Origin of the sequence: Rhizobium sp. BK112 (assembly GCF_014193215.1) — a bacterium.
GTDB classification, from domain to species: domain Bacteria; phylum Pseudomonadota; class Alphaproteobacteria; order Rhizobiales; family Rhizobiaceae; genus Rhizobium; species Rhizobium anhuiense.
On sequence record NZ_JACHYZ010000032.1, the window covers coordinates 1 to 14944 of the forward strand.

Sequence of the window (14944 nt, forward strand, 5' to 3'; positions counted from 1 at the left end):
TCCACCGATCAGTGTGTCGGCTCCGGCCTTTCCGTCCAGGATGTCGGCGCCTGCCGCACCCCTGATCGTGTTGGCGGATGCATTGCCGGTGCCGGCAAAGGCCGCCGTTCCGTTATAGGTGAGGTTCTCGACATTGGCGCCAAGTGTATAGCTTGCCAGGTTCGTGCGAACCGTGTCGGTCCCCTCGCTGGCGTTCTCGGTGACGCCGTCGCCGACATTGTCGACGGCATAGATGTCGTCCCCCGCTCCGCCGATCAGCGTATCGGCGCCGGCGCTGCCATTCAGCGTGTCATTGCCGGTGCCGCCGGAAAGCGTATCGCTGGCAGCGCCACCGATGATAAGGTTGTCCAGCGAGTTGCCCGTTCCGGCAAAGGCTGCCGTTCCGTTATAGGTGAGGTTCTCGACATTGGCGCCAAGCGTATAGCTTGCCAGGTTCGTGCGGACCGTGTCGGTCCCCTCGCTGGCGTTCTCGGCGACGCTGTCGCCGGCATTGTCGACGGCATAGATGTCGTCCCCCGCCCCGCCGATCAGCGTGTCGGCGCCGGCGCTGCCATTCAGCGTGTCATTGCCGGCGCCGCCGGAAAGCGTATCGCTGACAGCGCCACCGATGATAAGGTTGTCCAGCGAGTTGCCCGTTCCGGCAAAGGCCGCCGTTCCGTTATAGGTGAGGTTCTCGACATTGGCGCCAAGCGTATAGCTTGCCAAGTTCGTGCGAACCGTGTCGGTCCCCTCGCTGGCGTTCTCGGTGACGCTGTCGCCGGCATTGTCGACGATGTAGGTGTCGTCCCCCGCCCCGCCGAGCAGCGTGTCGGCGCCGGCGCCACCGTCCAGCGTATCGTTGCCGGCGCCGCCTAAGAGCGTATCGGTGGAGGCGCCCCCCGTGATCGTGTTGGCGAGCCCGTTTCCGATACCGCTGAAGGCCCCGGTGCCGATAAAGGTTAGGTTTTCGACATTGGCGCCAAGCGTGTAGCTTGCCGTGGCGCGAACCGTGTCGGTCCCCTCACTGGCGTTTTCGGTGACGACGTCGGCGGCATTGTCGACGAAATAGGTGTCGTTGCCAGTGCCGCCGATCAATGTGTCGACGCCAGTACCACCGGACAGCGAATCATTTCCGGCATTTCCCCAAAGCGTATTGTTCGCTTCGTTACCGACAATCGTATCGTCGCCGGAGCCGGCCTGAACATTCTCGATCAAGGAGGCAACGTTGTTGTGATAAAGAAGCGCGTTGAAAATGTTGCCGCGGGCGTAACCATTGTTCGGACCACCCCCCAGATCGGCCAACTGGCCCTGGGAAAAGACCGAGTACCCCCCTGCTCGCAAATCGATCGTGAGGTTGGTAGTATAAGCGCTCAAATCATAGGTATCGATTCCGCCGCCGTCCCAGATTGTCGCGAAGATGCGGTTGGCATCGGGCGTGATGGCCGCGACGCCGTTGACATAGGTGATGCCTTGGTTCGGATTCCACTTGTAAACGGTATTGCCACTGTTGGTCGTGTAGTCCGCACCATACATTTCCTGCAGGGCGGCGATGTCGAGCATCATGAAGCTTTGAGGCGCGCCGTCATGCTCGTATTTGTAGCCGCTTGTTGTATCGTCTCCAACAAACGTGCGGTAAGTCATGACCGTGTATTCGAGCGAATCGTAGGCACTCGGAACGACCGTTGAATTGTCGAAGTATATGGGCTCATGAGCATGTTTCAATCCCAGCGCGTGACCCAGTTCATGCACCAAGGTATGCCCTGCATAGTTGCCGAACTCCGGAAAGCGAAGATCTACCTCAGTGCCGGCATATGACGTTCCGAACCAGACGTCGCCGCCTGCCTCCGGAGTGTCTGGATAATAGGCCCATGCCGTCGGGGGCATCCATGACTGAGCGAACCGCACCGATGCGGTCTCCGCACTACCGGCCTGAAAGTTGGCGTTCGTAAATCCCTCAACGGAGAAACCGTCATTTGCAGTATTTCCGTAGGATTGCTCCATGAAGAACAAGGCAAAAGACTGCTGCTGAGAGGAAATCGCAGAGAAACCCCAATCTTTCTCGCCAGCATAGGAATACGATGTCGAGAAGGTGGGAAACGCATAGGTTATCGTTCCGTCCCAGGCTGTGCCGCTGAACAGCCCGTCAACTTTCTGATCCCCAGTCAAGCTGACGTTCTTCGTCGAAGTAATAAGGTTCGTCATAAAATCCCCGTTTGCCTAATCCACTCTGCCGTGCCAAATGCCGGTTCCCTCTGCTCCGCATGAGGGTGAAACTTCAACTACAAGTCTTATCTCGCTTCAGTAAGGTTTTGACCTAAGTAACTAACGCTCATGAAGGGCTTCCTCCGCGACCTCGATCAAAGGCGAGAAGACATATTCCAGGATCCTGCGCTCGCCTGTTCGAACCTCCGCAACTGCTGCCATGCCCGCGCTTAACTGGACGTTACTGCCATCTGCTAGAATTTGATCGGCCTCCAAACTCAATGTCACCGGAAAAACCAGGTTCTGCATCCTTTCGGCGCCGCCGAACGTTGTCTCCGACTGTCGTGCCGCAGGGTCGCCTTCACGACGCGCGGCATCGGGTTCCGGAATCGCATCGGCCGCAATCTTGATGACGCGGGCCGGGATCGTTCCGTAGCGTGTAAAGGGAAAGGCTTCGAGCTTGACGACAGCATCCTGGCCGACCTTGATGAAGCCGATGTCCTTGTTCAAAGCGTAAGCTTCGAGTTCCAGTGTGCTTCCCTCAGGCACGACACGCATCACGTCCTCGCCGACGGTCACCACTTGGCCCACACTGGTAATCGAGGATGCTTGCACCGTGCCGTCTATTGGACTGCGCAAAGTCATCTGCTCGCGAACATTTATGGCTTTCGCCAGTCGCTGCTCCAGCTCTTCGACCCGACGTTCCGCATTACCCAGCCGCTCGAGCTGATCGCCTAGGAATGCTCGTTTTAGCTTGTCCTTTTCCCGCGCAAGGACCTCGATACCAGCGGCGGCATCAGCGAGCTGACCTTCCTGCATAGCCAGTTGCGTCGCCTGCTCCTTCAATGTTTGCGTCGCATCGATCACGCTTGCCATGGTGCCGGCTTCCTTCGAAGCCAGCATATTGCGCATCGCCACACGCTCTTTCAGCGTTTCAACCAGCGAGTTCTGAGCCGCAACCGTCACCGTCAGACGATCGCGCTCCACTTCCTTCTGGTGCTTCTGAGCATCAAGCGACGCAACTGCGGCCTGGTATTGTTCGAGGTCGCCCCGCAGGATGCCTTCTTCACGACGACGCAATTCATCGGACGCGTCCGCATCCCATGAGATCGTTGGCGGCAGCCTGCCGCTCTCCTGAGAACGAACATAGTTTACCGCAGCTGTTCGGCGCCGGACCTCGGCGTTCACAGACGCCAGGCCTTTTGCCGCATCCGTCTCATCGGCAATAGCATCCGTCGGATCAAGCTCGAGGAGGATATCACCGGTCTTGACCTGTGTGCCATTTGATGGCGGAAGCGCCTTCACCTTACCCGTCAACAGCGGCTGAACAACCTTGACGCGGCCGGCCGGCTGAATCTTGCCCTGTGCGGCTGCGATGATGTCGATGTGGCCGATATAGGACCAGATCAATGCCGTTGTGACAAAGGCGCAAATGATCAAGATCAGCGCCAGGCGCACCGGCGAGGGTGGGGTCTCGAGGATTTCGATCGCCGGTGCCAGAAACTCATGATCGGATCGCTTGGCCGGGCGCGGCGCAGGACCGGCATATCGAACAGCTTGGACAGGTCCACTTTTCATGCGGCGCCTCTGTCATTCTGCAAGGCCCAAAGCCGCGCATAGAGCCCGTCCGGGCGCTTAAGCAGCTCGTCATGGCTGCCAATTTCCGCTATGCGCCCGTCTGCCATACCGATGATCCGATTGCAGGGCCGCACAGCTGCGAGCCGGTGCGCGATGATGATAACCGTTCGGCCGGCGGCGATCTGGCGCATATTGGTCTGTACGACCCGTTCGCTTTCATAGTCGAGGGCGCTGGTCGCCTCATCGAAAATCAAGATCGGCGGGGCTGTGGCAAGCGCACGGGCAATGGCGATCCTCTGACGCTGGCCGCCGGACAGGTTCGCGCCACGTTCTTCGATCATCGTGTCGTAGCCTTGCGGCAACCGCAAAATGAATTCATCCGCCCCGGCGAGCTTGGCAACCGCAATAACCTGAGCGCGGTGCATCGCCGGGTTTGAGAAAGCGATATTGTCGTGGATCGTGCGGTTGAACAGCAGATTCTCTTGGAGAACGACTCCTATGTGGCTTCGAAGCCAAGCGGGGTCGAGTTGTGATAGATCCATGCCATCCAGCAGGACCTGACCCTCTTCGGGGACGTAGAGACGCTGCACCAGTTTGGCAAGCGTGGACTTTCCGGAACCCGATGCGCCGACGATACCGATGATTTCTCCGGGTTTGATGTCCAGCGATACGTTTTTCAAGACTTCCGGAGAGCCGGGCCGATAACGGAAGGTGACATTTCGAAGTTCAATGTTCCCCCGTGGGGCAGGCAACGACAAACGGGAGCTTGGCTGACGCTCCATCGGCGTGTTCAGAATGTCGCCGAGCCGATCGACCGAGATCTGCACCTGCTGGAAATCTTGCCAGAGTTGGGACAACCTCAAAACCGGCTGGGTGACCTGCCCTGCGATCATGTTGAAGGCAACAAGCGAACCAACGGAAAGCTCCCCGTTCATCACGGCCCTCGCACCGAAAAGAAGAAGGACCGCCGTCGAAAGCTTGCTCACATATTGAATGGCATTTTGTCCGCCAGCGCTCAGCAGTGTCGTATCGAAGGCTGTTCGCACGTAAGCTGCGAGCTTTTCCTCCCACTGCGCCTGCATCACCGGCTCCACCGCGGCGGATTTAACCGTGTGGACACCGACGATCGCTTCGACCAGGAACTGCTGGCTTGCCGCTCCCCGATTGAACTTCTCTTTGACGAATTCGCGCAGCGGCGGTCGAACCACGATTCCGATCAGGAGGTAGATCGGGATCGCCGCAACGACAACCAGGGTCAAGCTCCAGGAATAGGCGAAAAGAACCGCGATGAAGACAAAAGTGAAAATGACGTCGAGCGCCGAAAACAACCCCTGCCCGGTCAGAAATGCGCGGATCGTTTCAAGTTCTCGAACGCGGGCGACGGTCTGGCCGGCTGATCGCGTCTCGAAGTACTCCAGCGGTAGCCGCAGGAGATGATGGAACAATCGTTGGCCGAGCTCGACATCGATCCGGTTCGTCGTGTGAGCCAGCGCATAGGCCCTCAGATATTGAAGCATGACATCGAAGAGACCAATGATCGCGATGCCTGCAACAAGCACGAACAACGTCGAATAGGCTTTGTGCGTCAGGACCTTGTCGACCACGACCTGGAAGAACAAAGGTGTGATGAGCGCGAAGATCTGCACAAACAGCGAGGCAAGCAATACATGGGCAAGCGGCTTTCGATAACGCCAGATCGATGGCAGAAACCACTTGAAGCCGAATTCTCGCGGGTCGGACCCTTCGCCTCTTATGCGCCGCCCCACAAGAATAACGCGCGCGTCGATTTCGGCTAGTATATCCGCAGAAGCGATTTCACGATCGACGCGTGTTATCGGATCGACGAGTCTGTACTTTCCCGATGGGTTCAAGCCGCCGAGCACCTGAAAGGAGCCGCTGCGCACCTGGACAATGGCGGGGACAGGCATGGCTCGAAGACGTTGCTCCGTGACCTTCTCCACGACACGCGCCTTAAGCCCGATGATCTTGGCTGCTCGCTGAATGTCGATGGCCTGGGACGTGCGCCCCTTCAACGCCAGATCGTGCTGCAGCTGAACCGGGTCGGCAGCAATGCGATAGAATGCAGCGATGCCGCAGAGCGCACGAAGACCGGAGTCCAGATGCTGCGAAAGGCTGCCATCCATGCGCGGAACTATTCCCCTGAAGCTACAGATTACCGCGCTCCACCGGCCCAACCGCCTGCTGCGGCCGCTTGCTGATGATGTAACTCACTCGGAAATACTGCGCCACGGGGGGATATTGGAGCTCGCCTGATTTCGAGCCGGTTGTGGCGAAGAAGCAACAACGCACCGACGGTAGCACAGTCTAGCTTCGCCGGGGGTGGCAACGGCTCGAGTCAGGGAGCAATCTTCGGCGCCTATGATGGGATCAAACCGCGCTCCGACACCCACTCAAACGTTGAGACAGCGCCCCGGTACTGGCCGACACCGCCTAACTCGGCGAGGCGTCAGGCCCACCGGCGGCTCTTTGAATTAAGCGGGCAACCACTTCAGTGCGGTTCTGCGCCTGCAACTTGCGCATAATGTGTTGCAAATGCATCTTGACCGTATGCCCCGACAAATTGAGTTTTCCTGCAATTACCTTATTTGAACAGCCGGATTGCAGCTCTGCGAGGACATCCGCTTCCCGGGGAGTGAAATCAGCAATCGCCAAGTACTGCGTCCTATCATCCAAGCATTTTTCGGCCTCATTTCTGGCCGGGCTATGCTCGCTCGAGCCGTTTGCAACAGCTCCCAATAGCTGCGGGAAAAATGTTCCTCCTGCCAGAACAAGGCGAAGACCGGCAAGGGCAATATCAACGGGAAGTGACGTCGAGAAAAAGCCGCGGATGCCTATCTCAAGCGCCTGACGGACTATGATGACGTCATCCGTACTTGAGAGCAACGTGATAGGAGCCTCAGGAAAACGTGCAGCAATTGCCGCGAGATCTTCCCGCAGGCTGGCGCTCTCGACATCTCTGCCAGCCAGATCCAATGCAATCAAACGCACCTCGGCTCCAAGAGCCCGATCGAGACTCTCGGTCGAGATCAAATCTATAAAGTTCCACCCGGCGAGTTCACGCTCAAGAAGCTTCACCACGGTGGTGCGCGCCAAAGTAGAATGCTCAATGATGATCACAGTTGGTGCATTGCGCCCCATACGGCGCTTGGTATTAGCAATGTCGGACACTTGCGCGCTCCCCAGATATTTGCAACGCAACAGCTGTTCATATTATTCCTGTTCTCATTACATGTCATGATAAAAAGTGAGTGTATTTCAGATATCAATAGTCTGATCTCTCACGATAATTCTTATAGTCTATAAGATTTGAGTGAGAGATGACTAGGCCTGCAGGGCGTATTTAAGAGATTGTTCATGAGGGTCTGCTGGTTCGACTTGTCGCTACAGACTTTCCATCCCTTCGCCGAATTCACGTACGGCAAGCGGGTCAACAAAGCTTTCAAAGGCACTGAAAAAGCAACCGATCTGCTACAGACCCATTTTGGAAGGAACCAGTGGAGATAACCAGCTGCCGATCGGCTCGGCTTTGTTTCCATATGTCAGTTCAAAACAGCCGCAGACCCAGACAGCAAAACGACAACCGAAAAAAGCGACAAAACCACAAGATCGCTGATTACCCATTATGATTAGTGAAACTACACCCTGATGAGGCATGAATACCCGTTGTTTCACGCAGGCAGCACTGCGCCGACGCTCCCAGATGCCGGGCGGCGGTCACGGCCTCTGGCGGCCGAAATCGGCGACAATACGGATGAGGTCGTGGAGAAATGTTCGGCATTGCGCGAGCCCGTCGGCACGAAAGCGGTTTCGTGCAGTCGAGCCTCCGCAATGCAAGCGCGGAGTCTATCCGCTAGCTATGCATGAAGCTCAGAATGTCGTCGACGAGAGCCGAATGGGCGTCCGTGAGATTACCCTCTCCGCCGTGGCCCGCGATGCCCGCCAACTGAAGCGCTTGCTGATCATAGAGAATATGATCGATCTGTTGGGCGTCCGCCGTCCCGCCGGCGGGAACGGCAATGTTGATGGGATGGAAATAGGCGAAATTGACGTCTACCATGCTGCCGGTTGACGATCCGGTCCCGCCACCGCCCCCCGCATGGTTGCCGGTGAAAATCGTATCCGACGACATGTTGAAGCCACCGCCATTGCCGCCGATGCCGGCGATCTGCACAGTGCCCTGATCGAAAATTGCATTGTTTGTCTGATGAGCGACCGCCGAGCCGCCCGCGGCGCCGACGGCGATGTTGATCGGTGAGAATATGGCCACGCTTACGTCGACCATGCTGCCGATAAAATATCCATCGCCGCCGTGGCCCGCATAATTGTCGCCGGTCAATGTGAGCGACGTTCCCGGGCTCAGCGACGCACCGTGGCCCGCGGCGTTGTGGTCTCCGCCCGAGCCGCCGATGCCGCCCATCTGGGTTGCGCCCTGCAGAAACAATGCATTGTTCGATTGCTCAGCGTGAGCCTCCGCGCCGGGGCCAGCAGCCACGGCCGTATTCACCGGCGCAAACACCGCGACTTCGGTGCTGACCAGTCCACCGTAGAAGAGGCCATTGCCGCCGGTGCCGGCATGATTGCCGCCGTCGCCGCTGCCGATGGCAACATTGCCGCTTCCGCCATTCCCGCCGATCCCGGCCATTTCGGTAGGATGCTGATTGATAAGCGCATCATTGCCCTGGAAACCGTCGGCGCCCGAATGAGGCCCGGCCATCGCGGCATTCGACGGCATGAAGACGGCCAAGGCGTTGCTGCTGATCACGCCTTCGCTTATCCCGTCACCACCGCTGCCGGCAGAATTATAGCTCGGATTGGAAGCGACCTCCAATGGAAGCCAGGTCGGCACCAGTGCCAGATGCCCCGCGGCCGCATTAGGGGCGAGGTTTTGATCGGTGCCCGCCTTGGGCAAGTCTTCCGATAAGGAACGAGTTTCCGCCATTACCGTCTCCATTTCCGGTCAACCGCACGGCCACCGAGCGTGCGACGCTATGCAGCCTGAATTGTTCAGGCATTGTGCATCTGAACGCAACAAAAGCAGAGCCTGCAATTCGTCTACATCCCGTCGGCTAGTTCTATAGCCATTTGGCTGTCAGGGCCGCAGTGCTCCTTGTGCGAGTCTGCGAGCACTCAACGCCCGTTTGGGTTAGAGGCCCCCATCTTGCGCCCCCGTTCTCGCGGCGGGTCATGACAGTTTTTCAGCTCCAAGCGGGGCCTCCGCCAGGCGCGGCCTGATCAGCCCCGGGGATGCAGCCGGTTCGCTTGGACGGCCGTTGCTTCGAAAAACGGCATCGCTTCGACGAGGCCGCAGAAATGATCCTGCCCATACCAGCCGGGGTCAAATCACTCAGTACTAATCCAAATAACTCTCCATCACCTTCAAGTATACATCCGAAGGAATGCCGCCGAATATCTGGGTAGTTCGTAGATTAAATCGCAGGCAATATTCGTCCGCGGTTGTATTGGCTAGCGGTGACATGCTGGATACCCACGCCGTAAAAGTAACATGGACGAAACGAAGTAGAAGGAGTGACATCAATGCCTATTCCACAAATATCCGACACGATTCAACTCAATAACCCGGATGCTGGTGACGCGAAAGCCGGCAACGGCGGTGATGGCCACAACGATGGGAACATCAACTACAACCCAGTTGCATATGTAGACCCCGTGCAAAAGGTCTACGGGGCAACGACCGATCTGCACAACGGCGATCACGTTTGGCAGAAGGCAAGTTGGGACGCCGGCCATGGCGGAGACGGTGGCTTTGCTCAGGCCAAGAACGGCTTCCTGGCGGCGGTCACGAACAGCGGCGACGGCGGCGCGGGGGGAGATTCCAACTCCAACGGCAGCCAAGGAAACTCGAGCGGCGGCGACACGGCTGCGGTGGCTGCAGCTACGACCGCGACACAATATACGCAGCTTGTGGCCGATCAGCATGCCACCATCCTCGCAGGCGTCGGCGGCAACGGCGGCAACGGAAACAACGCTCTGGGCGGCGATATCTCGTCAGCTCTGGTGCACACGGATCCCGAAACGACGACGGTGAACAATTCTCTCGATCACTTCATAAACGCCTTCGGCCATATCGACGTCGACCATCTCGGCTCATGAATTCAGACTCTGAGGGTCGCCGGTTTCGGCTGGCGACCCTCCTGAATTGCTGAACCAGCACGCAGTCTTTTCTCGTCAGTATCAAATGCAGCGAGATCTGGTAATGACAACGATTTCCATCAAGCCACCGCGCCCGCCGACACAGCTTGTTGTCGCGCTCAGGGCCTGTGCCGGAGCCTTCGGGTTGGTCTTCCTCTATAGCTGCGGCTACAATCTCTTTCTTCTGGCGCCGTCCATCTATCTCCTGCAGATCTATGACAGGGTCCTGTCGAGCCGAAGCGCTGACACGCTCCTGATGCTGACGATGATCATCGCCGTCGCTGTGCTGGTCGGGTCGACGCTCGATATCGTGCGCAGGGCTGCGCTTTCGCGCCTCGGCAGCTGGCTGGATCACAGGCTACGGCCCATGGTGTTGACCGCATCGTTCGAATATGCCGCTCGCGCCGATACGGGAGCTGCTACGGAATGCTACAGGGACCTGGCCGCCCTACGCCAGTTCCTCGATTCACCGGCCAGCTCGCTGCTTTTTGACGTTCCCTGGGCGCCGTTATTCCTGCTCCTGCTCTTTCTTGTTCATCCGCTGCTTGGGACCATCGGTCTTCTGAGCGCAGTTGCACTTCTGCTGTTTGCGTTCATGACGGAACTGGCAACGCGGGAGCCGCTTGCCCACGCCAATCTTGCCCTTTCGAGGAGTTATCTGCGATTTGCGACCGCCCTCAAAAACATCGAGGTGATCCGGGCAATGGGCATGCAGGATGGCGCGGCGCTGATCGTCTATCGCGATGCAGAAATGGCGAGACGGGCGCAGGACATCGCGATGCATCGCACCGAGATCATTCTTGGTTTCTCCAAATCGATCCGCACACTCGCGCAGATCCTGATGATGGGATCCGCGACATGGCTGGTGCTCGCAAACGACGGCAGTCCCGGGATCATCTTCGTTGCGAGCCTGCTGCTCGGGCGCGGGCTCGCACCAATCGAGGGCGCAATAGGTGCTTGGCGCTCCTTTACGTTTGCGCGCAATGCCTTCAATCGCTTGAACAGAATGCTGATAGCAGTTGCATCGGACCGCGATGCTCGAATGGTGCCGCGACCGGAACCCAATGGCCTCGTTCTCGATAATGTCAGCTATTTCAAGCCATTCGCCAATCGGCCGATACTGACGGATATCACATTGCGGCTGGCGCCAGGCGATTGCATAGCGCTCATCGGTCCGTCGGGATCGGGAAAATCGACACTTGGCCGCATCATGGCAGGCGTTGTGCAAGCAACGAGCGGATGTGCCCTTCTCGGCGGGGTCGATATCTCGGCTCTGCGCCTTTGCGGCGGGACCTGCCATGTTGGATACCTGCCGCAGGACATCGAACTCTTCGGCGGAGCAATCAAGGATGTGATCGGCCGGCTGGACGGAGGAGACCCCGGCAAAGCGATCGACGCCGCAAAGCTCGTTGGGTTGCACGAAGCGATCATGCGGCTGCCGCAGGGCTACGAGACCGATATCGGTGAAGGTGGAAACCTGCTCCTTCGGGCTCAGCGCCAACAGCTGGGACTGGCACGGGCTGCCTATGGAAATCCGTCTCTTATCGTTCTCGACGATCCGAATTCGAGCCTGGATTATGACGGCGAACGCATGCTCTTTGCGGCAATCGAGCGCATGAGATCCAGGGGGATGATCGTCGTTATCATAACGCACCGGATGGGGATCCTGCCGATCACCAACAAGATTGCCATCATGCGCAACGGGACGGTGGCTGCCTTCGGCGACAGTGAGCGGATTTACGAAACCTATCTTCAACCACCGTCTCGAACAGGAACATAGGGGAACGCTGCCATGGCCCTTGTTCAACTGGAGACAACGCCGGCGAGATTTTCAAATTCGTCGAGGACGGGTCGGGAGCTGGTCGAACGACCGACAGCGACAGCCAAGCAACAGTCGGCCTATTGGCCGGTGATCGAGTCGAAACAGCGCGGACCCGCCGCCCCTTCTCCCATGCCGCGGCTCAGAAGTGTTGTCTGGACGGGGAACCTGTTGATCCTGACCTTCATCGTCGGATTGGGAATCTGGTCGGTTCTGGCGCCGCTGAAAAGCGCTGCAATTGCTTCGGGCGTTGTCGAGCCGGAATCCAGCCGCAAGACCATTCAGCATCTGGAAGGTGGAATTGTCCGACGGATCCTCGTTAAAAACGGCGATGCGGTCACGGCCGGGCAGATCGTCATAGAACTCGACGATACGAAGTCTCGCTCGGAGCGCGACAGCGTTCAAGGGCAACTTTGGGACGCCGAAGGAAGCCGTGCCCGCCTGCTTGCGGAGCAGACAGGCGGCGACCATGTCGCCTATCCTGAGGATCTCAGGGCAGCAATGGACAAATATCCTTCGGTCAGCGCCATTCTGATCGGGCAACAGAAAATCTTCGACGCCCGTCGCCGGGTCATGCAGGCGGAAATTCAGATCACCAATGAAAAAATCGCGCAGGTGCGGCAGGAAATCGTCGGGCTTGGCGCGCAGAAGGCAGCACTGGCCGACAGAGCCGCAATCTCGAGCCAAGAACTGGATCAGGTTACGGTCCTCACCGCCAAAGGACTGGAAAGACGGAGCAGGCTTCTCAACCTCCAGCGGGAAAAAGCAGACCTTGATGGCCAGCACGGTGCAGTAGAGGCACAGATCTCTCGCGCCTATCAGGTGATCAGCGGCTCACAGGCCGATCTCGCAAAGCTTGAGAGCGACCGGCTGAACGAAGTCGCCCAGGGCATGCGCAATACGGAAAGCCAGATCATGCAGTTGCGCGAACGCTTGCGGGCGATCGACGACCAACTGTCGAGGACCGATATCCGTGCTCCCGAAGATGGAACAATCATGAACCTGCGCATCCACACATCAGGTGGCGTGATCGGCGCGGGTGAACCACTCGTTGATCTTCTGCCACGCACCGATCGTCTTGTCGTGTCTGCCCACGTCAGACCGGAAGACATCAATCTCGTCCATCCGGGGCTCGAGGCACAGGTCCACCTCCTTCCCTACAATCAGCGGCGTGTTCCACTCCTGAAAGGTCGGGTCGAATATGTATCAGCGGACCGTCTCACCGATCCGCAGAGTGGCCAGCCCTATTTTGCCGCGACAATCCGTGTAACGGACGAGCGGTTGGCAAAAATGAGTGATGTCGAACTGGTCGCGGGCATGCCCGCACAGACACTGATCGAAACGGGCGAAAGCAGCGTGGCGCTCTATGCCGTCAGACCACTCCTCGACAGTTTCAACAGAGCATTTCGCGAGGACTGAGACCGTGATGGGCAAGAGAAAATTCGACGACGACCAGATTACGGGTATCCTGAAGGAGCACCAAGCCGGGGTGACGGTGGCGGATGTTTGCCACAAGCACGGGATCAGCGAGCCGACCTTCTATCGGTGGCAATCCTTGCAGTACGGAAATGTCGGTCTCTATACCAAAAGGCTGAGAGCACTGGAGGAGGAAAACCAGAAGCTCAAGAAGCTTTTGGCCGAATCCATGCTCTCGGCGGCAACGCTGAGCGAGATGCTGGCGAAGACCTCGAAGGGGCGAAACTAAGGTCACGATGGACTTATGGATGTTCAGCCACAGTTCCAGATTGATCTTGAATTGTGGCCGCTACTCACTCCGTCATCGAGCGCAAGTGGCGGCTGTGGATGTGACGATGCCGTCGATGAGGATGAAGTTTGCGGAATGCGGAGTTTTGTCGTGGCCAGCCAGCTGTCTGCCGAAAAATACGCCTTGGTCCTTACCTGCGAACTTGACGTCGCCTTAAGGCCAAGAATGAAATTGAAGCTATTTTCGCTGCCGGCTTCGCGCGTAAAGCTGAGATAGGCGCCGAATTGTTCGTATTCGACATTGCGAAGGCTTTGGATCGACGCAAGCGCATCTTCGAAATCACGCCAGCAGGCCTGCTTCACAATGATCTCGAAAATGCGCAGGACAGCCGGAGCGAGACGCCCCTGGGCATCTGTCTGCGGCCCGACGATCTTGGCGCGGATCTCAACAATATCGCCCCTTTCATTTCCCCGAACCCTAACGAAGGTCGAACTGAGCGGTCGCACCTCGTCCCGTTCGTGGATGCGCTGAAAATAACATTCATAGCTGCGATTGCGCATCGATGCGGCTTTCCATTCGCTCATTTCGATGCCGGCCTCTCGAAGAGCGCCGCAGATATTTGGCCCCGCGAAGCGCCACGTCCGCAGAAACTGACTTGCCAGCTCCGGTTTCGGAACCTCGATCAGCTTCAGCGATATAGACGTCGGCGGAAGAGGAGAAGGAGCCGCCGTATCAGGGCGGACTGATATGCGTGATGATCGGGCGGCCTTATCGAGCGCTTGATACTCAAAGCGACCAGCCGGATCTTCGACGTGACGGATTTCATGGTAAAAAACAGCGATGCCGACAAGAAACAAAACGGGCATCAAAAGCGCCGACCAAAGCAGCCAGCGGCGGTTGCTCCGTAAGAGGAACCTCCAGTGCCGCGGCTGGCTGTCGCGAGGAGGACCAACTGCCGACGACACTTTATCCACGGCGATCCCCCGCAAGCTTACGACCAGCGGCGTCGGTCGGCGCGTGGCCAAACGGCCGCTGCGGCTAGTCTCTTCCGAGGCGAGCAACGATGTGAAAGCGGGCACGGTCGACTCACCTTCGACGCTGCGATTCTGATGCCGACTGTATAAATCGTCAAGCAGGAACCTCGGGGCCGCGATTTTCGGGGCGATGCGCTAGTAACGCGCGGACCCACATATGTCGAAAACAAGGTTCCGTCGAGCAACCTAGCTTAGCTATATTTGCCGACAATGGTGGCCTCTGTCGCGGCGCGCAAAGCGTCTTCGACAAAGGTTCACTCCTTGACGTTTCGCCCCTGCCTCTTCTTTACGGGCACGAGGTCGGGATGCCGGCCAGTCTCATCCTCAATCAGCCACGGGACTTTGCGCACTCAAAAAAAAAGATGCGGGCAAGGCCCGCATCCTGCTTGGCATTCGCCTCAGTTCTTGGTGACGAAGTCCTTGACGTTCTCAGGCGTGACGAGCTGGAAGGGAATA

10 protein-coding genes are annotated in these 14944 nt (G+C 58.0%); 4 read left to right on the top strand and 6 right to left on the bottom strand.

Annotated elements, in window-relative coordinates; translation table 11 throughout:
* The 5 genes from FHT75_RS35330 to FHT75_RS35350 form a co-directional block, all read right to left on the bottom strand.
* Positions 1-2181: M10 family metallopeptidase (locus FHT75_RS35330; protein ID WP_183845802.1), on the bottom strand; the 2181-nt coding region annotated here is incomplete at its 3' end.
* A gap of 120 nt (positions 2182-2301) precedes the next feature.
* On the bottom strand, positions 2302-3759 hold the full coding sequence (locus FHT75_RS35335; protein WP_063473914.1) for an HlyD family type I secretion periplasmic adaptor subunit: 1458 nt from the start codon (positions 3757-3759) through the stop codon (positions 2302-2304).
* Positions 3756-5903, bottom strand: coding sequence for a type I secretion system permease/ATPase (locus tag FHT75_RS35340; RefSeq protein WP_063473915.1), 2148 nt, complete (start codon positions 5901-5903; stop codon positions 3756-3758). The genes FHT75_RS35335 and FHT75_RS35340 overlap by 4 nt, the downstream gene beginning before the upstream one ends.
* A gap of 307 nt (positions 5904-6210) precedes the next feature.
* Complete coding sequence (locus tag FHT75_RS35345; protein WP_052213402.1) at positions 6211-6918, bottom strand: helix-turn-helix transcriptional regulator; 708 nt, start codon at positions 6916-6918, stop codon at positions 6211-6213.
* Between the two features lie 712 nt (positions 6919-7630).
* Positions 7631-8719, bottom strand: coding sequence for a hypothetical protein (locus tag FHT75_RS35350; RefSeq protein ID WP_183845803.1), 1089 nt, complete (start codon positions 8717-8719; stop codon positions 7631-7633).
* 596 nt (positions 8720-9315) lie between these two features.
* On the opposite strand from FHT75_RS35350, the gene FHT75_RS35355 reads away from it, so the two are divergent.
* From FHT75_RS35355 to FHT75_RS35370, 4 genes are all read left to right on the top strand, one after another.
* Positions 9316-9891: a hypothetical protein gene (locus tag FHT75_RS35355; RefSeq protein ID WP_028756841.1), complete on the top strand. Its 576-nt coding sequence runs from the start codon at positions 9316-9318 to the stop codon at positions 9889-9891.
* Between the two features lie 103 nt (positions 9892-9994).
* Entirely contained in the window at positions 9995-11710 is a 1716-nt protein-coding gene (locus tag FHT75_RS35360; RefSeq protein ID WP_063473917.1) for a type I secretion system permease/ATPase, read from the top strand.
* Positions 11711-11722: 12 nt separating this feature from the next.
* Entirely contained in the window at positions 11723-13168 is a 1446-nt protein-coding gene (locus FHT75_RS35365; protein ID WP_047616987.1) for an HlyD family type I secretion periplasmic adaptor subunit, read from the top strand.
* A gap of 7 nt (positions 13169-13175) precedes the next feature.
* Positions 13176-13454, top strand: a complete 279-nt coding sequence (locus FHT75_RS35370) for a transposase (RefSeq protein ID WP_183845804.1) — start codon at positions 13176-13178, stop codon at positions 13452-13454.
* 23 nt (positions 13455-13477) lie between these two features.
* On the opposite strand, the gene FHT75_RS35375 is transcribed toward FHT75_RS35370, so the two are convergent.
* On the bottom strand, positions 13478-14320 hold the full coding sequence (locus tag FHT75_RS35375) for a DUF6030 family protein (RefSeq protein WP_049810886.1): 843 nt from the start codon (positions 14318-14320) through the stop codon (positions 13478-13480).
* Between the last annotated feature and the right edge of the window lie 624 nt (positions 14321-14944).